The following is a 20,452-nucleotide window of genomic DNA, read 5'->3' as shown; positions in this document are numbered from 1 at the left end:
AGCTGAGGAGTAAAATTAACGACCAGCGTTAACCACGAACTAAATAGTTCGCTTTACCTACCCACTTATAACTTGTCAGCTCTTCTAAGCCCATAGGGCCGCGAGCATGCAATTTCTGAGTAGACACTGCAACTTCAGCGCCTAAACCAAACTGTGCGCCATCAGTGAAACGTGTTGATGCATTTACATAAACAGCCGCAGAACCGACTGAGTTAATAAAGCGCTCAGAACTTTCTAGGCTGTTAGTCATGATTGCGTCTGAGTGACTCGCGTTGTGTACGCGCATGTGGTCGATCGCTTCTGCAACGTCTGCAACTACTTTTACGCCTAGCGTGTAGCTTAGCCATTCAGTGTCAAAGTCGCCTTCAACTGCATCACGTTGATCTTCAAAACCTGTAAGCAATGATTTTGCACTCGCGTCAGCAACCAAGGTTACTTTGCCCGCCAAACGCTGTTTCAGCTTAGTTAGGAAAGCTTCAGCTACTGCTTCATGAACAAGCAAAGTATCTAGAGAGTTACATGCAGATGGACGTTGTACCTTTGAGTTTTCGACAACATCTACAGACTTTTCAAGGTCTGCGCTTTCATCAACAAAGATATGGCTGATACCAAAACCACCGATAATTACAGGGATAGTGCTGTTCTCTTTACACATCTTGTGCAAGCCAGCGCCACCACGCGGAATGATCATATCTACGTAGTCATCTAGCTTAAGCAATTGAGAGACAAGTTCACGATCCGGTTTCTCGATGTACTGAACAGAAGCCGCTGGAAGTTCCGCTTTCTCTAGTGCAGATTGGATAACTTTAACCAATTCCATGTTCGAGAAAAACGTCTCTTTACCACCGCGTAGAATGCTTGCATTACCGGTCTTCAAACACAGTGCTGCAATATCGATGGTTACGTTCGGACGCGCTTCATAGATAACACCCACCACACCAAGTGGTACACGTCGGCGCGACAGTGACATACCGTTTTCCAATACCTTGCTGTCAATTTCGCTGCCCACAGGATCGTTAAGGCTGATCACGTTACGCACATCGTTAGCAATGCCGCTTAAGCGCTCTTCATTCAGAAGCAGGCGGTCAAGCAGTGCGTCAGTTAAACCGGCTTCACGGCCAAGTTCGATGTCTTTTGCGTTCGCTTCTAGAATATCTGCCGCGTTTGCTTCTAACTCATCAGCGATGATCGCCAATGCCTTGTTCTTTTGCGCCGTTGATGCGGTCGCTAGGTGAAAAGCAGCGTCTTTTGCTGCGATGCCCATGTTAGTTAAATCCACGTTTAACTCTCCCTAAATTCTGCTGTCTTTGGATGTAAAAAGGCGATTCGCGATGTCTAAACTCGCTGCTCATCGCCTTATCATCACGAGCTATTCTTGGATTACAACCAGGTCGTCACGGTGAATGACTTCTGACCCGTAGTCGTAACCAAGGATGGCACCAATATCTTTACTATGCTTGCCTGCAATTTTTGCTAGGTCTTGGCTTGAGTAGCTAGCGATACCACGCGCGACTACTTTGCCTTTGCTGTCTGTAACTTGGGTGACTTCGCCACGAGAGAATTCGCCTTTCACTCGAACAACCCCTTTCGCCAACAAGCTACTGCCCTTGGTGTTGACTGCGTTGACTGCGCCGTCGTCGACCACGATGTCACCGGCAGAAGCTGGGCCCGCTAAAATCCAACGTTTACGGTTTTCAAGCGCTTCGGCTAAAGGCAAGAAACGTGTGCCTTGTGGGTTGTCGCTCAAAGAGTCGAACACCACGTTTTCAGCACTGCCTGCTGCAATAATAACTTCAATACCGGCACGACGAGCAATATCCGCCGCCTGCAGTTTTGTTGCCATGCCGCCAGTACCCAACGTTGTACCGCTGCCGCCTGCGATCTTGCGCAGTGTGTCATCAATCGTTTTCACTTCTTTGATGAGCTCAGCATTCGGATCTTTACGAGGGTCTGCCGTAAACAGGCCTTTTTGGTCAGTTAGCAGCAAAAGCTTATCAGCACCGCACAAAATACCCACTAGGGCGGACAAGTTATCATTGTCGCCAACTTTAATTTCGTTGGTTGCTACTGCGTCATTTTCGTTTACTACCGGAATAATATCGTGCTCAACGAGTGCGTTGATCGTGTCACGGGCATTCAGAAAACGCTCGCGATCATCCAGATCAGCACGAGTCAGTAGCATCTGGCCAATCTTAAGGCCATAGATAGCAAATAAAGACTCCCAAACTTGAATCAACTGGCTTTGCCCAACTGCCGCAAGCAACTGTTTGCTCGCCATTGAGTTGGGAAGTGCGGGGTAACCAAGGTGCTCACGTCCTGCTGCAATTGCGCCAGACGAAACCATAACCACAGAGTGGCCTTGTTTTTTTAATTCAGCACATTGACGAACCAGCTCAACCATATGAGCACGGTCTAATGCCAATGTTCCACCAGTTAAGACACTGGTACCCAGTTTAACAACGACAGTTTTACGCTGCGCTGTTGTCCCGCTTTGATGATTTGTTGTCATGAAGTCTTTTATGGATAAAACAAATAAGAGGTGATGTTTTAGCAATCAACAGGGGAATTCACAAGCAGAAAAGGTGCGAAATCGCACCTTTTTGCTTTATATAGAAGAGTAACCTTTAAAATCAGACGAATTCGACAGACTCTTCGTCTAATTGGATGCTGATTTCAAACTTACTTTGAAGTTCATCAACCAGTTTTTTGTGGAAGGCTTCTTGAGTTCGAGAGACCTCAGCGACCGCCTTTTTAGGTAACGGTAGAGAATCCCAGTTGCCTTCGATGTTGTACTTGCCGATATTGTATTTAGCCGAATATCCCTCGTCCGACTTGTCCAATTCCAGCCACCAGCCCCAAAACTCACGTTCTTCTGGTGATTTTTTATCGTTTACACATACAGACAAGCAATCAAAGATATAGTGGCCTTCTTCTGATTGCGGCTCCCTCAAGTAAGGCCCAATAGCCTTTAAAACATTCAACAAGCGGTAATGCGTAGGTTGTTGTGTCACTTCTGACATATTGAATCTCCATTTTCAATGTTAAGAATGACGTTACTCAGACTGTTATACGTAGAAACTACGCAATTGGATTTTATAAATTATCTCTGAGTATCAGGTACTTAGTTTGTACGCTTTTCATGCTTAACTAATTTAGGAGAAATGTCATCTAAATAATTCATCCTCAAGCCACTTTATCGCCAATTCGAGGGATTGCTCATAACCTTGTGTAATTGACTTAGCTTTGATTTTCTTTGCTTTTCCGTAATCACTGTAAATAGCAACCAGTTGATTATCCATTGGTGGTGAAACAGGGTCGCCCTCCAAAGCCAATGCCAGGATAGGAACACTGGTTTTACTGTTTGATAGCAAACCTTGAACTTTGAGTGACCACGCCATCAACTGCCCAGAAAGACTGTTAATATCAACCGCCCCTTTACCAAGACGCGAGGCCAACACATCTAAATGCATCTTAGGCATCTGTTTCAGTTTGTCGGTATGAACAAAGATATCGTGAATTGGCGCGCCTAATGAGATACACGCTTTAACCTTGTGCTGTTCAAGGAACGATAGTCTCACCATCGCATTGCCGCCGAAACGAAAGCCAAACAAGCCGACTTTGTGGTGATCGACCCATGGGATATTAGGTAATTCATTCAGCACAGCTTGGTGAAGACAAGACGAATCTTCCGTTAACGGCCAATGTGCACTGTGCCCTATCGACGGCATATCTACCGTTAACATGGCAATGTTCTTTGGTGCCAAGTAATCCCTAAATAGGCGCCACATATCGGTTTGTAAGCTATCTAGACCCGCGCTGACAATCACAACCGGTTGTGGTTTGTCAGTTTTGGTTAGATGCAAGTTCGCTTTGATCTTCTTGTTTTGATATGGAATATCAATCTGCTTAACGATCAACTTGGTGTGCTTAATCGCTTCAGAATAAGCTGCGTTTGCTAACACTTGAGCCTGAGCCGCCAAATTGTCGTTCTTGAGGTGTGGGTAACCCGCAATGCTGAAACATAACGATGCTGAAAACAGCTCTTCAGCCATTTCTTCACCGTTCTTTTCATTAGAACGATTTTGATGCTGCATACCTAGCTTGGTCCATTCGTATGCCCAGTTACCACTGCGGTAACCCATCACCGTATCAAGCCACTCATCGGTTGTACGAGAGTTATCTGATGACGCGATTCGAGCCAATACTGCTTCTTGTTCAATAGGATTAACGCCTTGCCATACCCACTGAAGACGTCTTAGGTTTCGATACCATGATGAGTTTTGCTGTTCACGCTTCTCATCCAGTAACGCTTCAGAGCTTGGCATGTATTGTGTCAGCATTGAGGTCTCTTTCGCCTGCTTGTGCTTAACAAACAAAGTTTCCGAAAGGTTCGAGCTCGTTTCTTCTGGTTCAGACATTGGCATACTTAATAAGAAATGGTTGTCACTAATAATATAAAAAAAAATGACCCTATAAAGGGTCATTTCTCAAAAAACTAAGTTTACACTTATTTTGACTTGCGATTTACTGGCTCAACGTAGCTTAGGCTAGTATCCCAAGGTTGCTCAATCCATGTGTCTTGAGCGATATCAACGATGTACTCGTCTAGCAAATCAGCACCAGATGGCTTTGCACATACAGCGATCAGTTTCGCTTTAGGGTACATCTCGCGAAGTTTGCGTGCAGTGTCACCACTATCAACAAGGTCTTCAACGATTAGGAAGCCTTCGCCATCACCTTCAGGTGCTTTAACTACTGTCATATCACGTTGGTGATCGTGGTCGTAGCTAGAAATACAAATCGTATCTACGTGACGAATACCTAGCTCACGAGCCAAGATTGCACCAGGAACCAAACCACCACGGCTTACTGCCCAGATGCCTTTCCACTGCTCTGCTGGCATTTGCTTTTCAGCTAGTTGACGGCAGTAAGTCTGCATGTTGTCCCAAGTGATAACGAATTTGTTGCTCATAGTATAAAACCTAATAATTTTGTCATGTTATTAGAGGCTATCTCAAACATAGCCTCTTCAGCGATTAAGCAGAAATCTAGACGATTAAGCGAAAATGTATTTAAGAATAAAGATAACCGACATTACCCACACAGCAGGTGAAACATCGCGACCTTTACCACTTAGCAGCTTAATTGCAGCGTAAGCGATGAAACCTAGTGAGATACCCTCAGCGATAGAGTACGTCAGCGGCATTAGCAGACATGTTACCACGACTGGTGCTGCTTCCGTAAGATCACGCCAATCAATGCCAACTAGGCCAGACATCATCAGAATTGCTACATAGAAAAGCGCGCCTGATGTTGCGTAAGCCGGAATCATACCTGCTAGTGGCGAGAAGAAAAGAGCCAGTAGGAATAAGATACCAACAACAACCGCTGTTAGACCTGTACGGCCACCTTCAGCGACACCCGCAACACTCTCAACATAAGAAGTAGTATTTGATGTACCTAGCAGAGCACCAATAGACGTTGCTGTTGAGTCAGCAAGCAGTGCTTTGTTTAAGCGAGGTAGTTTGCCGTCTTCTTTGATTAGGTTTGCTTTCGTTGCAACACCCACCAAAGTACCTGCTGTATCGAATAAATCGACGAACAAGAATGCGAATACCACTGAAATCATGCCGATTTCAAATACAGCAGAGAAATCAAGCTGCATGAATGTAGGAGCAAGGCTTGGTGGTGTAGACATGATGCCACCGTATTGAACGTCACCAATAACAATGCCAAGAGCTGTGATAGCTAGAATCGCAATCATTACTGCGCCTTTCACGCCACGGTGAACAAGAGCAATCGTTAGGAAGAAACCAAGTGAGCCTAGGATAGGAGCAATCGCGGTAATGTCGCCCAGTGAAACTTTAGTTGCTGGGTTAGAAACAACGATGCCCGCATTGCTCAGTGCAATAAATGCTAAGAAAAGACCGATACCCGCAGAGATACCAACACGCAGAGACATAGGGATTGAATTGATAATCCATTCACGGATCTTAAAGACACTTAAGAAGATGAAGATTACGCCTGATACGAAAACCGCTGCCAAAGCAACTTGCCACGTATAACCCATACCCATAACAACTGCGTAAGTGAAGAAGGCGTTCAAACCCATACCTGGTGCTTGAGCGATTGGGTAGTTAGCAACAAAGCCCATGATGAAACAGCCAATAGCTGCCGCTAAACAGGTTGCTACAAATACAGCGCCATGGTCCATACCAGCATCAGCTAGAATCATTGGGTTTACAAAAATGATGTAAGCCATTGTTAGGAAGGTTGTTAGACCTGCGATGATTTCAGTGCGCACATTGGTGCCGTTTTCACTGAGTTTGAATAGCTTTTCGAACATTATCGAATCCTATAAGGGTAAAAGTAAACGGTTGCGTAATCGATTGGCTGTGGATTATAAAGTTATCAAATAACAAATTCCAGATAGAATTAAGGCTCTAATCGATATTTATCAGAATGCCGTATGAAACAAAGCGATTAAAAATGAAAGGTTTGGTAGAAAATAGTAATTAAAAACAAACATTTAATGGCAAAACATCCAATGGAATTAATTGGTTGTTTTTTCTACCACCGGTTATTTTGGTAGATAATCTAGCCATTAAATTCTGAATTCAAACCCACAATAGTTATGTATTTTTCAACAGGATCAGTAATAAGGCGCAAATTGATATTTCGGCGTTTAAAAAACAACCATGCAGAACAGCGGGGAAAGTGACAAGCTAAAACGGTTTGGAAAAGTAGCAGGCAAAAAAAACGCCACTCAAAACTGAGTGGCGGTAGAATCTGTCAACCAAAAGGGTTGTAAAAGAATTCCAATATATAGGGGTGAACAAAACTGTTCGAGTTACATGCTTACGGTATTAGTAACCAAAGCTTGTAGGGTATGCAAAGTTGCTAGTGTAAACAGAGCTGTTAATCCAGAACATTGCAGATGGTAAACCTTTCATAACTATCACCTTAATAAATCAATAAAAAACGAATTTGATTTCTCGGTTCCTTGGAGGCGATAAAACGGACTCATCCTTTGAGCATTTACTCTTCATCTCAGAAGTTGGTTATTAATATACCTTAAAGAAAAAAGATTACAAGTATTTTTTGCTATAGGTCACACTTTTGGTTATTTGCGGTTATTTTGCAAACTTATTTCTGTAATTAAATTACAAAACAGATTTAAACAAACGTTTGCTTGCGTCATTTATAAGCATCAAGGCGCTTAACTATGATCAGGTAGACAAGATCGCTTTCAAAATTTGAGGTATTTGAGGTTTAGAACCGCTACTCGTCAAAACGCTCAAGTGGTATGCTGTTGCCATCAAAACAGACCCATATTTTAGATTTTTGTTCTAGATTTCTACCAATACAAAACCTAAATATATGGTTATTAAATAAAAAAGGAGTCATCCGTGTCTGAATTCCATTCTGAGATCAGTAAATTATCCCCTGCCCCTATTTGGCAGTTCTTCGATAAGATTTGCTCAATCCCACACCCTTCTAAGCATGAAGAAGAGCTTGCTCAATACATTATTGCTTGGGCAACAGAGCAAGGCCTAGATGTACGTCGCGACCCTACGGGCAACGTATTCATCAAGAAGCCAGCAACACCGGGTATGGAAAACAAAAAAGGTGTGGTGCTACAAGCTCACATCGATATGGTTCCACAAAAGAACGAAGACACCGTTCATGACTTCACTAAAGATCCAATTCAACCATACATCGATGGTGAATGGGTTACAGCAAAAGGCACAACGCTTGGCGCTGATAACGGCATGGGCATGGCTTCTTGTTTGGCAGTTCTTGCTTCAAACGAAATCAAGCACGGCCCTATCGAAGTTCTACTAACAGTAGATGAAGAAGCAGGCATGACTGGTGCTTTTGGTCTTGAAGCGGGTTGGTTAGAAGGTGACATTCTTCTTAACACCGATTCAGAGCAAGAAGGCGAAGTGTACATGGGTTGTGCTGGCGGTATCGACGGTGCAATGACATTTGAAATTGCACGTAACGCGATTCCAGCTGACTTCGTAACACGTAAGCTAACGCTAAAAGGCCTAAAAGGCGGTCACTCTGGTTGCGACATCCACACAGGTCGTGCAAACGCAAACAAACTGCTTGCTCGCTTCCTAGCGGGTCACGCTAAAGAGCTAGACCTACGCATCGTCGAATTCAAAGGTGGTAGCCTTCGTAACGCAATCCCTCGTGAAGGTTTCGTGACGGTTGCTGTTCCTGCTGCAAACCAAGAAAAACTGGCTTCACTGTACAACTATTACACAGAGCTTCTTTCAACAGAGCTAGGAAAAGTAGAAGACAGCATCGTGACTTTCAACGAAGAAGCTTCTGTAGAAATGGGCGCACTTGCATCAGCAGACCAAGCTCGCTTTATTGCAGCACTTAACGCATGTCCAAACGGCGTGATTCGTATGAGTGACGAGATTGAAGGTGTTGTTGAAACGTCTCTAAACGTGGGTGTTATCACGACAGAAGAGAACTCAATCACAGTACTTTGCCTGATCCGTTCTCTTATCGACTCTGGCCGTAGCCAAGTTGAAAGCATGCTTCATTCTGTCGCTGAGCTAGCAGGCGCGAACATCGAATTCTCTGGCGCTTACCCAGGTTGGAAGCCAGACGCTGATTCAGAAATCATGCACATCTTCCGCGACATGTACGAAGGTATCTACGGTCACAAGCCAAACATCATGGTTATCCATGCTGGTCTTGAGTGTGGTCTATTCAAAGAACCTTACCCGAACATGGATATGGTTTCTTTCGGCCCAACGATCAAGTTCCCTCACTCTCCAGATGAGAAAGTGAAGATCGACACCGTTGAGCTATTCTGGAACCAAATGGTTGCACTGCTTGAAGCAATCCCAGAAAAAGCATAATTCAAACTATTATGTTTTCGATAGATAGGGTTTCGCGGTAAACACTATCCATCGGCACAAAATAAAACAGGTACTCAATGAGTACCTGTTTTTGTATCTAATCTTTGTAATCGACTATTTGTGACGAAAGAAGCAATTAAGCGCGTGAAGCCGCGTAGCTCTCTAGCTCATCAATTGACGTTTGTGCTACCACTTCGCCATCGATGAAGTACGTCACCATCTCGCCATCACGAACACCGATTAATGTTGCGCGCTCACCAGATTGGTAAGTAATGTCCATTTGGATAGTGTTTTCATCAATTTGTTGCATTTGACCTTTCTCGATCATATCTGCACTTGTGATTGGTCCTACAGGCGCTTCAGTCAGTGACGGATCAAGTTGGTGGTTGATATCAAGGTAGGTATCAACTTTAGTATCAAAGATATGCGGTGCACCTGTTAGTGGGTTGCTACCCGTCCAAAACTCTAACGAGTTGAATACCAAGTAATCGGCAGCAACCGTTAAGCCGTAAGCTGGAGCTAACAGTAAGTTTAAGCCGCCACGAGCGTAACGGTTATCAACGGCTTTAAGGTTAAACTTCATTAGGTAACCCGTTACTGCGTTGCTACCAACACAGCCAAATAAAGCAACAGATACCACTGCAAGTGCTACAACTTTTGAAATTGTTTTTTTCATTTTTATCTCGATATTTAAATTTGGCCGCCAGAAAATGGCGATGGATAATAGCAAGTACAAAAACCACAATTATCAGAGTTAAATCAATAAATTGTCAGAAATATTGCAAAGTTCTAGCGAGTTCCAAACCGGCTATTATCAATTGAAACCCATTCCCCACACCTCTCAACAAAAAAGTTTTGTCGTCACCGTAAAGCGATTGATTCGTACTAAAAATCAACGATTGCTACATTCCGTGTTAACGAATTATCATCATGTTGAGAACAACCTAAATGGCAAGACTAAAACCTAATCAACCATTCGAATTACTTGGTTATACTGTTCAGCCAGGACAACGAATGGAGATTGAACTGCAAGCTGCTCAGCTTTACACACACTCTCCACTTTCGATCCCAATTGAAATTATTCACGGTCGCCAAGCAGGCCCAACACTGATGGTTAATGCGGCGATCCACGGCGATGAGCTAAACGGTGTTGAGATTGCACGACAACTAACGAATGCGATTGATCCAAAGAAACTGAAAGGGACACTGATTGTTGTGCCTATCGTTAACGTGTTTGGCTTTATCCATAAGTCTCGTTACCTGCCAGACCGTCGCGATCTAAACCGTTGCTTCCCTGGCAGTGAGAAAGGTTCGCTAACGTCACGTATCGCTCACACCTTCTTCGAGAACGTAGCGAAACACTGTGATTACATCTTAGACCTACACACGGGCGCGATTCACCGCACCAATCTGCCACAGATTCGTGCGAACCTATCAAACCCAGAAACACTGCGCATCGCAAAAGCGTTCGCAACACCAGTGATCATTGACTCACCACTGCGTGACGGTTCACTGCGTAGCGAAGCAGAAAAACTTGGTATTCCAGTATTAACTTACGAAGGTGGTGAAGCGCTGCGTTTTGATCACCTAGCGATTCGTGCGGGTTACCTTGGCGTGCATCAAGTGATGAAAGAAATTGGCATGCTGCGCCCTAACCGTAAAAAGTTGCCAGAGCCAGTATTGAGCAAATCCACCAGCTGGATCCGCGCCGAATCAGACGGTATTTTGCGCAACATGGTAAGGCTGGGCGAACAAGTTGAAGCAGGACAAACCCTTGCTTACATCAGCTCTCCATTGGGTCACCAAGAAGGCCAAGTGATCACAACCAAAGGCGGTATCGTGATTGGTCAGCAAACTCTACCTTTGGTAAACGAAGGTGATGCTGTGTTCCACATTGCTTACTTTAAGCAAGATGATGAAGAAGTAGGACAATCAGTAGAAAGCTACATTGAAGAAGTAGCGGAAGACGATTGGCTAACTGCGCTGAACAACTGATCAGGTAATGCTTATAGTTTAAGAGCTCAACGTTAGAAGCTAACAGCCAAAACGGTCGCTCTTAAACACAATAAAACAGAACTCCACAAACTAAAAAGCCCCAATATACTTTTCACTAAAAAGAGAAAAGCGATATCGGGGCTTTTTTTTACAAATCCCTTATCTTACAACTAAAGGACTCATAACTTAATCATGCACTGAATTACTCAGCGTCTTCTTGCTCTTCTGCACGAGCTTTAGCGCGTGCTTCACGTGCTTGCTCAGCTTTAAGCTCTTTAGTGTGACGTAGTTCGTCACGCTCTTTACGCTGCTCTGATTTACGCTCGTTACGTTCAGCTTGGTTAGCGATGAAAGATGCTAGCTCTTTCTCTGCCCACTCTTGTGCTAGAGCTTCAGTTTCGAAACCAGATTCACGCTTAGATACTGTCGTGCTGCGAGACGTTACTTGACGAGTAATCTCTGCACACCAACCGTTGCGTTTTTCTGTAAGGCGGATATCAAATTTTTTGTTCTTAGACATGTTCTATTTTTCCTAAGGGAGATCATTAAGGGATCGGTCAACTTTGATAACTCCATCTAAGTGAGCATCTTTTAACACCATCCCTTGGTAAGCGCGGTATTAGAGCACAAATCAATGAATATTGCTGCAAATATTTGCAGCGGATCACACTCCAATGCTGCAAATCGTTTGCGCTTGATTTCAATTCGTTCTTCACTCTCGATTCGTCATCAACTAATGCTCTTTTTTATCAACAGCAATGAAATGAACTAAGCTCAAACAGAGATAAATGAAAGAGGTAACCTGCAATCTCGGGTTACAGATTCTATTTCCTCACCTACTCCGCCCATAATTAGAATAGCTAAGGAGTTGCTATGGATAGCTTCATCAAAAATTTACCTAAGGTTGAACTGCACTTACACATAGAAGGTACGTTAGAACCAGAGTTAATGTTCCAACTCGCCAAGCGCAACAACATCTCGATTCCCTTTGAGACCCCTGACCAAGTTCGAGATGCCTACCAGTTCCACAATCTTCAGTCCTTTCTCGACATCTATTATCAAGGCGCAAACGTGCTGATCCATGAGCAGGATTTTTACGACCTGACTTGGGCGTATCTATTGAAGTGCCGACAAGATAATGTGGTTCACACTGAGATATTCTTCGATCCTCAAACCCACACTGAACGTGGTATTGCCTTTGAGACAATCATTGGTGGGATTACTCGAGCTTTGAATCAAGCGGAGCAAGAACTTGGTATCAGCAGCCAACTGATCATGTGCTTTCTACGTCACCTTGATGAAGACAGTGCTTTCGAAACACTCAAACAAGCTCTTCCCTATAAAGATAAAATCATTGCCGTTGGGCTCGATTCATCAGAACAGGGCAATCCGCCAGAGAAGTTTAAACATGTGTTCCAAGAAGCGATCAACCAAGGGTTCCTGACCGTAGCTCACGCAGGAGAAGAAGGCCCTGCACAAAATATTATCGACGCCTTGAGTTTGTTAGGCATTACCCGAATTGATCATGGTGTCCGCTGTGTTGAAGATGAAGAACTAATGGAACAGCTAATAGTTAAACGTACCCCACTGACGGTCTGCCCGCTATCGAATACCAAGCTCAAGGTCTTTGAGACCATGCAAAAACACAACATCGTCGAGTTGCTGAGAAAAGGGCTGTGCGTCACCATCAATTCCGATGATCCGGCTTACTTCGGCGGTTATATGAATGATAACTTCCTCGCCGTCGCTAATGCTCATCCACTGACGAAAAACGAATTAGCACAATTCAGTGTTAATGCCATCGAAGCCAGTTTCATCTCGCCTCACGCCAAAGAAGAGTTCATAACACGGGTACGCCAATATCTTGCTGCAAATACTTAATGAATGAATGATTAATTGAGAACTGTATTTTTCAACACGATCAAAAAAGGGAAGCTCAGAGCTTCCCTTCCAGTATTAGTCGATAACCAATTGGCTTAGCCCGGATGACCATCCACTCTTGGCGTTAACAGCATCATGCCGAACTTCCAGATAAATAGCCCGAATGCTAACGTCCATAAACCCGCACTGATGTTGACCATCTCAAATAAATACGCAGGGAAGAAAGTCACACCTAAGCTACGAACGAGCGCCGCGATAAAAATAGCCGAGAACGCTAAAGCCATACTTGGCCCTTTATAGATAGCACGGCCGGTATGCCCCATAGTCACACGGGTAATCATCGCGAGAATTAATCCACTCAAACCACCAATCGCAAACAAGTGCAGCATGTTGTGGCTCGCGAACGGGTTGTCTAATAACCCTCGTAGTAGCAAGCTTAGAGGGATACATAGGTAAGCCGCATGCAATGACCACACCAAGGGTTCAGATAACGTTGTCCAAGGTTTCCAGCGGATAAAGCGTACCAACTGAGCCACACCAGCAAACACCATCAGCTCATTACCGACTTGAGCAAAGGTCAATGGGAAGAAGCTCAATACAAATAAGCCAACCAAAGGTAGATTTGCTAGCCATTCCAACCAAACCAAGGGTTGTGCTTTCTCAAAATCAAAGCGACGAGCAGTGAAGAACGGAATCACTCGTCCACCCATTACTGACAGCAACAAGGTAAACCACCACAACATGGCCTGCCAAACTGCAGACGATGGGAATGGAGGCATTCCTTTAATCGTTGCGTAACTCGCGAAGTTGGCCACGATAGCCAGTATAAACAATGGGACAAAGAACAGGTTCTTCCAGCCTTTCGACTTCACGACTCGGAAACCAATTTCGTAAGCGGCAAAGATTAAGAACAGCGCCTCAATCGATGAGATCAGCCATAACGGAGCTGGGGTCCAAAACAGAATACGAGGTGCCAACCATAAGCCAACAAGAGCTGCCAACCGATAGTGCTTGGTTCCGTTGACTCCCGTCCACGTTTGTACCGCCGTTAACACAAAGCCGACCACAATCGCCATTGAGAAACCAAATAACATCTCATGCACGTGCCACCAAAGCGCCGGCACTTTTAGCATTTCTGGCTGACCGTTTTGGAACATGATGACCCAAGCCACAATCGCGATCACGGCATAGAGACTGCCTAAAAAGAAGAAAGGTCTAAAACCTAAGCGAAGATATGCAGGAATCGCATCTTCTACACTTTTATCTGTGATATTTAACAAACTCGTTCCTCATTTCAGATAACGGCCAAGAATGGCTTATATGGAATTGGTATAAATAGCCAAATTCATGATGCAGTCATGATAACTGCAGTATTGCTTTCGACAATGCACGAAACGCGCCAACCAAGGAAACCTTTTAAAAACAACAAACAACAAGCTTTTCCAAACCAAAAACGTGTCAATTAAACACAACGCAAAGAGTCAATTTAACTCTTAAGTGTATAAAAATAAAAACGGCTGACTTTTGATGAAACGGCACATATAGTAAGACTAGACTTAAATGGAACAACTCAGACAAGGAATGCGATGTATATTTTTGGTTATGGTAGCTTGATCAACTCATCTTCACGCCAGCTTACCGGTCAGACTGGGCAAGCGATCCCTGCGATTGTTCATGGCTTAATTCGCCACTGGAGTAAGATCGATGACAGCTATGTGTTATCCCCTTTGATCGTCAATCTTGGCGAGGGACAAGTGAATGGTGTTTTGCTTGAGGTGGATGATATTGCACTGGCTGAGTTTGATCGCCGTGAGCGTGGCTATCACCGAATCGAGTTAAAGGCTTCACAGATAGAAAGCCAAAATGAATTCAAACAAGATCAACCCATCTGGGTTTACATCAAAGACGAGATTGAAGCACCTTGCGAAAACAGCCCTATCGTTCAAACCTATGTCGACACAGTATTGGCAGGATGTTTAGAGGTGTCTGAAAGCTTTGCGGCGCACTTTGTTAAACATACCCAAGGCTGGCATCATCCATTAGAGAATGATCGCCACCAGCCTAAATACGGCAACCTTGCTGGGGTTTCTGATCATCACCACAGTGTGATTGATGGCTTGATACTGACCGTACGCAGCTAGTGATGTACACGCTCATTGATCAACATATCTCATTGATCTAAAAGCTGGCTAATTTAGGTTGGTGAACACATTGCCTCACCAACCTAAAGCGAGCTTAAACGACACGAATACCCGCAGGCATCGCACGTTCTGGTGTCAGTAATACACTTTCAGATTCATCTTCTGTTTCTGCACATAGCAACATACACTCAGAAGTGTGGCCTCTCATCTTCGCCTTCGCTAGATTACACAAAACAACAACCTGTTTACCCATCAACTCTTCTTCTGTGTAGTAAGGTACTAGGCTGGTCACCGTTTGTAGCGTCTTCTCACCAACGTCCACTTGCACGATGTACAGCTTGTCTGCGTTTTCATGACGCACAACCTCAATGATCTTACCCACACGCATTTCTAACTTAGCAAAGTCACCATAAGAGACAGTATCCATTTCTCACTTCCTATATTGATTTATTTTCACCTATTAAATCTTTTACTAAAATTAAGTGAAATGTAAATGTTTACACTAGCATTAAGCCTAATAATTACAAGCGGTAAAGATCTCATTAATGGAAGTAAAATGAGAGTTTCATTGCCTTACAATCATTGTCGGTGTTAAATAGATGCAGCAATGTATAGAGGTTAAAAATGGCAACAATTAAAGATGTAGCAAAGGAAGCTGGTGTTTCTGTTGCAACCGTATCTCGAGTGATCAACAAATCTCCCAAGGCGAGTGCAAGCTCGGTCGAGTCTGTAACTAAAGCGATGTCTAAACTCGGCTACCGCCCGAATGCCAATGCTCGTGCGCTGGTTAGTCAAAGTACGAACACAGTTGGTGTATTGGTCGGTGACATCTCGGATCCCTTTTTTGGCACGCTGGTTAAAGCGGTCGATAATGTCGCTCGTGAGAACGGGAAGCATATCCTTGTCGGTAATGGCTCTCACGATCGTGAAGAAGAGAGACAAGCGATTGAGTTGCTGATTAATAGCCGTTGCGACGCCTTGGTCATTCACTCAAAAGGCCTGACAGACGAAGAGCTGATTGCCTATGCAAAAGAAGTCAAAGGCTTAGTACTGATCAACCGTTATATTGCTGAGATTGCCAACCGTTGTATTTTCTTGGACAACAAGAAAGGCGCGTATCTTGCGACTGAATACCTGATCCGCCATGGCCATAAGAACATTGCCTGTATCGCCTCATCGCATAGCATTGAAGATGCCGATGAGCGTATCCAAGGTTACTTAGCGGCACTCTCAGATTATAAAATCGAGTTATCTGATAGCTATATTGAATATTCAGCGCCCACCAGTGACGGTGGCGAATACGCCATGACCAACCTTCTGACTAAGTCACTGCCAATCACAGGCATTGTGGCGTACAACGATTACATGGCAGCAGGTGCTTTATCAGTCCTTGATGAAAACGGTATTCAAGCGCCGGACAAAATGTCGATCATCGGTTTCGATGATGGCTTGATTGCACGCTATGTTCATCCAAAGCTAACCACTATTCGCTACCCGATTCAGATGATGGCAGAGAAAGCGACACGACTCGCGTTGCACTTGGCCAAGGGTGAAAACACCTCAACCGAACCAATGATGTTCTCTCCGACTCTAGTGCGCCGTAATTCGGTAGAGAAAGTCTAAGTTCTAGTCTACTCACCAAGCAATAAACAAAAAAAGCCCTAACAGAATCGCTTCTGTTAGGGCTTTCCTACCTTACTCGGAGACTCAACAATCGCGCGTAATAAACCGCACTCTTGTTGAGCGCCACTTTTGCTCATCCCCCAAGAACAACGCGATAATTCACATCGTCCTATTCACAAGCAAAAGAATTTGGCGTAACCGCTTTGAGCTAGAGCGTACTAGTTTGAAGAATCCCCCGAAAATTCAAACTGGTAACAGGTACTGTAGTTATATTCTTGTTCAGGCTTGAGAATACAACTGTCCTGCTTCCACTCTGGGTGGTTAGGAGAGTCAGGTAAGAACTGGGTTTCTAGCGCCAAACCAGCGTAGTCTTCATAGCTGCCACCACTTCGGTTTGGTGTACCACCAAGCCAATTTCCGGTGTACAACTGCATCGCAGGTTTGGTTGAAAATACTTTTAGTGTCACTAATGCATCTGGTGACGTTACGGTAGCGGCGCATTGAGTGCGCTTGCAGCCGTCAGACAATAAGAAAGAGTGGTCGTAGCCCTTTGCTGCTTTCTGCTGCTCATCACCTAACAAGCGCTCTGAGATCATCATAGGCTGATTGAAGTCGAAGCTGGTCGATTTCACCGATTTCAAGTTACCTAACGGAATACCTACCGAGTTCGTCGGTAAAAACTGATTAGCATTGATGCTCACAATGTGTGACAAACAATCGTGTCCGGCTTCTGCGCCAAGTAGATTGAAGTATGCGTGATTCGTTAGGTTGACCACGGTCGGCTTGTCGGTGGTTGCAGAGTAATTAATCGAAACTCGATTGTCTTCGGTGATGTCATAACGCACCGACACATTCAAATTGCCCGGGAATCCTTGGTCGCCATCAGCAGACTCAAGAGTAAACACCACGGATGTTTCGGTTTGCTCGGTAATATTCCAACGACGTTTATCAAAACCATCAGGACCACCATGTAAGGTATTGCCTGCTTGGTTGGTTTCCAGCTTGTAGCTCTGGCCGTCAATTTTGAAACGACCATTGGCAATGCGGTTAGCATAACGGCCAACGGTTGTGCCCATATAACTAGCTTGTTTCTCGAAGTTCTGCATTGAGTTAACACCCAACAAAACTTCTCTTTGATTTCCCTTTACTGGCAGGATACAGCTCAACCATGTTGCACCAATATCCATGAATGTGACTTGCATACCATGCGTATTTGATAGCGTCACTAACTGAGCGGACTGGCCATCATAAGCTGGAGTTTGCGTCATGGATTGATGTAGGTTTTGCTCTTGTGTCATTCTAAATTCCTTCTAGTGCCAGTAAAAAGCCTCTACCTAAAGTAAAGGCTTTAGCATTTGGCCTACTATGATCTTTTTGCTTAGTAGGCCTTATCTTTAAAACGCTAAATTGCGAAGCCGTTAGATTACTTCAACTAAGCCAGCTCCGTCTTTCGCTTGGCACACATAAATAGATTCTTTTAGGCCCGTCGCCGCTTGATATTTCTGCTCAACGGTTGTTTTAATTTCATCAACCAATGCAGGTGGAACCAATGCCACAATACAACCACCGAAACCGCCGCCAGTCATACGCACGCCACCTTGGTCACCGATCACTTCTTTGACCATATCAACCAGCGTATCAATCTCTTTCACTGTAATTTCAAAATCATCACGCATTGATGCATGAGACTCAGCCATCAGTTCACCCATACGCTTCATGTCGTGAGTACGCAGAGCTTGTGCCGCTTCAACGGTACGGTCATTTTCAGTAATCACGTGACGAGCACGTTTCGCGACCATTTCATCTAACTCAGACTCTTTCGCTTGGAACTGCTCAATAGTCACGTCACGAAGTGCTGGAACACCAAAGATACGTGCCGCTTCTTCACACTGTTCACGACGAGTGTTGTACTCACTGTCAACCAAACCACGTTTCTTGTTCGAGTTGATGATAACCACAGCCATATCTTCAGGCATCGAAACCGCTTGAGTTTCTAAGCTACGACAGTCCAAAAGCATCGCGTGGTTTGCGCGACCTTCTGCAGAGATCATTTGGTCCATGATGCCACAGTTACAACCAACGAACTCGTTTTCAGCCTGCTGACCATTAAGCGCAACTTCAGCTTGGCTGATTTCTAGGTTGTAAAGCACCTTGAATGTTTGGCCAATAACCACTTCCAGTGCCGCAGAAGAACTTAAACCCGCACCTTGAGGCACGTTGCCCGTTACAGAGATGTCTGCACCTGTGAATTCAAAGCCACGACCTTTCAGGCACTTCACCACACCACGAATGTAGTTAGCCCACATCTTGTCTTGTTGGAATGTGATCTCTTGAGTTAGGTCGAATTCATCCACTGCATTGCCGTAGTCCACAGATACTACGCGTACGATGTTGTCGTCACGTTTAGCCGCTGCAACAACCGTTTGATAGTTAATGGCACACGGTAGAACAAAACCATCATTGTAGTCAGTGTGCTCGCCAATCAGGTTCACACGACCTGGCGCTTGAATAATATGAGTCGCTTGGTAACCAAGGACTTGCTCAAAAGATGCTTTCACGTTTTGGATTAGGTCAGACATAAGTAAACTCTCTGGTTAAACTCTTTGTTCAATTGGTTATGGCCCCTTTTACGGCACCACTTTAATTCTTTTAGATTCCCTATCTGGTTCGCACCTCAAGGTAGAGAATGACAACATCAGCTTCTAATCTAGCAAGCTTCTAAGTCCTTAAGCTCCTAACTTATAGGCCTCTCACCTGTCGTCATTCCAGAATTGAGGGACGAGATATCAGGAATCTCGCTCGTTATCTAAGAACCCGCGTATTACTGCTCTTTATAGTGAACGTCACTCAAATCACGTAGACGCTGCGCCGCTTGTTCTGCGGTTAAATCACGCTGAGATTCAGCCAACATTTCGTAGCCCACCATGAACTTACGAACCGACGCACTGCGTAACAGTGGCGGGTAGAACAGAGCATGCAGCTGCCAGTGATCGATGTCAGTGCCTTCTTCAAAGAACGGCGCGTAGTGCCAGCCCATCGAGTAAGGAAATGAGCATTGGAACAAGTTATCGTAACGACTGGTCAGCTTCTTAATCGCAAGCGCTAAATCGTCACGCTGCTCGTCAGTTAATTCACTCATACGACGGATGTGTGTTTTTGGTAACAGCATGGTTTCAAATGGCCACGCCGCCCAGTAAGGAACTACAGCAATCCAGTGTTCCGTTTCAACGACAGTGCGTGAACCGTCTTTCATTTCGGCTTCAACGTAATCCACTAACAGGTTTGAACCTTGTTGCTCAAAGTACTCTTTCAGTAGCTTTTCTTTACGTTCAATCTCGTTTGGCAGAAAGCTGTTCGCCCAAATTTGACCGTGCGGGTGTGGTTGAGAACAGCCCATGGTCTCGCCTTTGTTTTCAAACGCTTGAACCCAAAGGTAGTCTTTACCTAGTTCTTCAATCTGTTCATTCCATGTATCAATCACACCACGGATTTTGTTTATTGGTAACTCTGGCAACGTTTTGCTGTGGTCCGGAGAAAAACAGATCACGCGGCTCAACCCACGTACACCTTGAGTCTTGAATAGAGGGTTATCAGACTCTGGAGCGTCAGGTGAATCAGGCATCAACGCCGCGAAATCATTACTGAATACATAAGTGCCGTCATAATCTGGGTTTTCATCCCCCGAGATACGTGTGTTGGTTGGGCACAAGAAACACTCTTTCTCATACGCAGGAAGCTGCGCTGTCGATGGTTTTTCATCTTGGCCACTCCAAGGACGCTTTGCTCGGTGCGGTGATACTAAGATCCACTGACCCGTTAATGGGTTATAACGACGGTGCGGATGGTCTACTGGGTTAAATTCAACTTTTGACATACTTAGATTACTCTCAAATTTTGTGTCTTGGTCAATTCACCAAGATGAATAATTCT

The 20,452-nt window shown here is 44.5% G+C and carries 18 protein-coding genes; 5 read left to right on the top strand and 13 right to left on the bottom strand.

Going from position 1 to position 20,452, the window contains the following annotated elements; translation table 11 throughout:
* Positions 1 to 28: 28 nt before the first annotated feature.
* The 6 genes from BCT34_RS09130 to BCT34_RS09105 all read right to left on the bottom strand — a co-directional run bounded on the left by BCT34_RS09130 (position 29) and on the right by BCT34_RS09105 (position 6,346).
* Positions 29 to 1,279: a glutamate-5-semialdehyde dehydrogenase gene (locus BCT34_RS09130; RefSeq protein ID WP_076652380.1), complete on the bottom strand. Its 1,251-nt coding sequence runs from the start codon at positions 1,277 to 1,279 to the stop codon at positions 29 to 31.
* Positions 1,280 to 1,369: 90 nt separating this feature from the next.
* Entirely contained in the window at positions 1,370 to 2,554 is a 1,185-nt protein-coding gene (gene proB, locus BCT34_RS09125; protein ID WP_174571137.1) for a glutamate 5-kinase, read from the bottom strand.
* A 76-nt stretch (positions 2,555 to 2,630) separates the two neighbouring features.
* Positions 2,631 to 3,020, bottom strand: a complete 390-nt coding sequence (gene crl, locus BCT34_RS09120) for a sigma factor-binding protein Crl (RefSeq protein WP_076652375.1) — start codon at positions 3,018 to 3,020, stop codon at positions 2,631 to 2,633.
* 144 nt (positions 3,021 to 3,164) lie between these two features.
* Positions 3,165 to 4,418 carry an esterase FrsA gene (gene frsA / locus BCT34_RS09115; RefSeq protein WP_076652372.1) on the bottom strand — a complete coding sequence of 418 codons (1,254 nt, stop codon included), beginning with the start codon at positions 4,416 to 4,418 and terminating at the stop codon, positions 3,165 to 3,167.
* 89 nt (positions 4,419 to 4,507) lie between these two features.
* Positions 4,508 to 4,972 (bottom strand): oxytetracycline resistance phosphoribosyltransferase domain-containing protein Tet(34), encoded by a 465-nt coding sequence (gene tet(34), locus BCT34_RS09110; protein WP_009847475.1) that lies wholly within the window; start codon positions 4,970 to 4,972, stop codon positions 4,508 to 4,510.
* Positions 4,973 to 5,056: 84 nt separating this feature from the next.
* Positions 5,057 to 6,346 (bottom strand): NCS2 family permease, encoded by a 1,290-nt coding sequence (locus BCT34_RS09105; RefSeq protein WP_076652370.1) that lies wholly within the window; start codon positions 6,344 to 6,346, stop codon positions 5,057 to 5,059.
* Between the two features lie 1,063 nt (positions 6,347 to 7,409).
* On the opposite strand from BCT34_RS09105, the gene BCT34_RS09100 reads away from it, so the two are divergent.
* Positions 7,410 to 8,882 carry an aminoacyl-histidine dipeptidase gene (locus BCT34_RS09100; RefSeq protein WP_076652367.1) on the top strand — a complete coding sequence of 491 codons (1,473 nt, stop codon included), beginning with the start codon at positions 7,410 to 7,412 and terminating at the stop codon, positions 8,880 to 8,882.
* 136 nt (positions 8,883 to 9,018) lie between these two features.
* Here the strand turns inward: BCT34_RS09100 and BCT34_RS09095 are convergent, their stop codons facing one another.
* The gene (locus BCT34_RS09095; RefSeq protein ID WP_076652365.1) at positions 9,019 to 9,558 is read right to left on the bottom strand and encodes a DUF3332 domain-containing protein; all 540 of its coding nucleotides are present in this window, start codon (positions 9,556 to 9,558) and stop codon (positions 9,019 to 9,021) included.
* 272 nt (positions 9,559 to 9,830) lie between these two features.
* On the opposite strand from BCT34_RS09095, the gene BCT34_RS09090 reads away from it, so the two are divergent.
* Positions 9,831 to 10,877, top strand: a complete 1,047-nt coding sequence (locus BCT34_RS09090) for a succinylglutamate desuccinylase/aspartoacylase family protein (protein ID WP_076652363.1) — start codon at positions 9,831 to 9,833, stop codon at positions 10,875 to 10,877.
* Positions 10,878 to 11,079: 202 nt separating this feature from the next.
* Here the strand turns inward: BCT34_RS09090 and BCT34_RS09085 are convergent, their stop codons facing one another.
* Positions 11,080 to 11,397 (bottom strand): DUF3622 domain-containing protein, encoded by a 318-nt coding sequence (locus BCT34_RS09085; RefSeq protein ID WP_017056240.1) that lies wholly within the window; start codon positions 11,395 to 11,397, stop codon positions 11,080 to 11,082.
* Positions 11,398 to 11,750: 353 nt separating this feature from the next.
* Between BCT34_RS09085 and BCT34_RS09080 the strand changes: the two genes are divergently transcribed.
* Positions 11,751 to 12,758: an adenosine deaminase gene (locus tag BCT34_RS09080; RefSeq protein ID WP_076652360.1), complete on the top strand. Its 1,008-nt coding sequence runs from the start codon at positions 11,751 to 11,753 to the stop codon at positions 12,756 to 12,758.
* Positions 12,759 to 12,853: 95 nt separating this feature from the next.
* Here BCT34_RS09080 and BCT34_RS09075 read toward each other — a convergent pair whose 3' ends face one another.
* Complete coding sequence (locus BCT34_RS09075; protein ID WP_076652357.1) at positions 12,854 to 14,038, bottom strand: NnrS family protein; 1,185 nt, start codon at positions 14,036 to 14,038, stop codon at positions 12,854 to 12,856.
* 306 nt (positions 14,039 to 14,344) lie between these two features.
* On the opposite strand from BCT34_RS09075, the gene BCT34_RS09070 reads away from it, so the two are divergent.
* Positions 14,345 to 14,899: a gamma-glutamylcyclotransferase family protein gene (locus tag BCT34_RS09070; protein ID WP_076652354.1), complete on the top strand. Its 555-nt coding sequence runs from the start codon at positions 14,345 to 14,347 to the stop codon at positions 14,897 to 14,899.
* A gap of 94 nt (positions 14,900 to 14,993) precedes the next feature.
* On the opposite strand, the gene BCT34_RS09065 is transcribed toward BCT34_RS09070, so the two are convergent.
* Positions 14,994 to 15,326, bottom strand: coding sequence for a tRNA-binding protein (locus tag BCT34_RS09065; RefSeq protein WP_050711729.1), 333 nt, complete (start codon positions 15,324 to 15,326; stop codon positions 14,994 to 14,996).
* A gap of 197 nt (positions 15,327 to 15,523) precedes the next feature.
* On the opposite strand from BCT34_RS09065, the gene BCT34_RS09060 reads away from it, so the two are divergent.
* A complete protein-coding gene (locus BCT34_RS09060) occupies positions 15,524 to 16,522 on the top strand; it encodes a substrate-binding domain-containing protein (protein WP_076652351.1) in 999 nt (332 codons plus the stop codon).
* Between the two features lie 218 nt (positions 16,523 to 16,740).
* On the opposite strand, the gene galM is transcribed toward BCT34_RS09060, so the two are convergent.
* The 3 genes from galM to BCT34_RS09045 form a co-directional block, all read right to left on the bottom strand.
* Entirely contained in the window at positions 16,741 to 17,820 is a 1,080-nt protein-coding gene (gene galM, locus BCT34_RS09055; RefSeq protein WP_076652348.1) for a galactose-1-epimerase, read from the bottom strand.
* Between the two features lie 120 nt (positions 17,821 to 17,940).
* The gene (gene galK / locus BCT34_RS09050; protein ID WP_076652346.1) at positions 17,941 to 19,101 is read right to left on the bottom strand and encodes a galactokinase; all 1,161 of its coding nucleotides are present in this window, start codon (positions 19,099 to 19,101) and stop codon (positions 17,941 to 17,943) included.
* 242 nt (positions 19,102 to 19,343) lie between these two features.
* On the bottom strand, positions 19,344 to 20,396 hold the full coding sequence (locus BCT34_RS09045) for a UDP-glucose--hexose-1-phosphate uridylyltransferase (RefSeq protein WP_076652344.1): 1,053 nt from the start codon (positions 20,394 to 20,396) through the stop codon (positions 19,344 to 19,346).
* Positions 20,397 to 20,452: the final 56 nt, after the last annotated feature.

The organism is Vibrio sp. 10N.261.45.E2 (genome assembly GCF_002875705.1).
GTDB lineage: Bacteria > Pseudomonadota > Gammaproteobacteria > Enterobacterales > Vibrionaceae > Vibrio.
The sequence above is the reverse complement of the archived record's forward strand: the minus strand, read 5'-3'. Positions and strand labels throughout refer to the sequence as shown.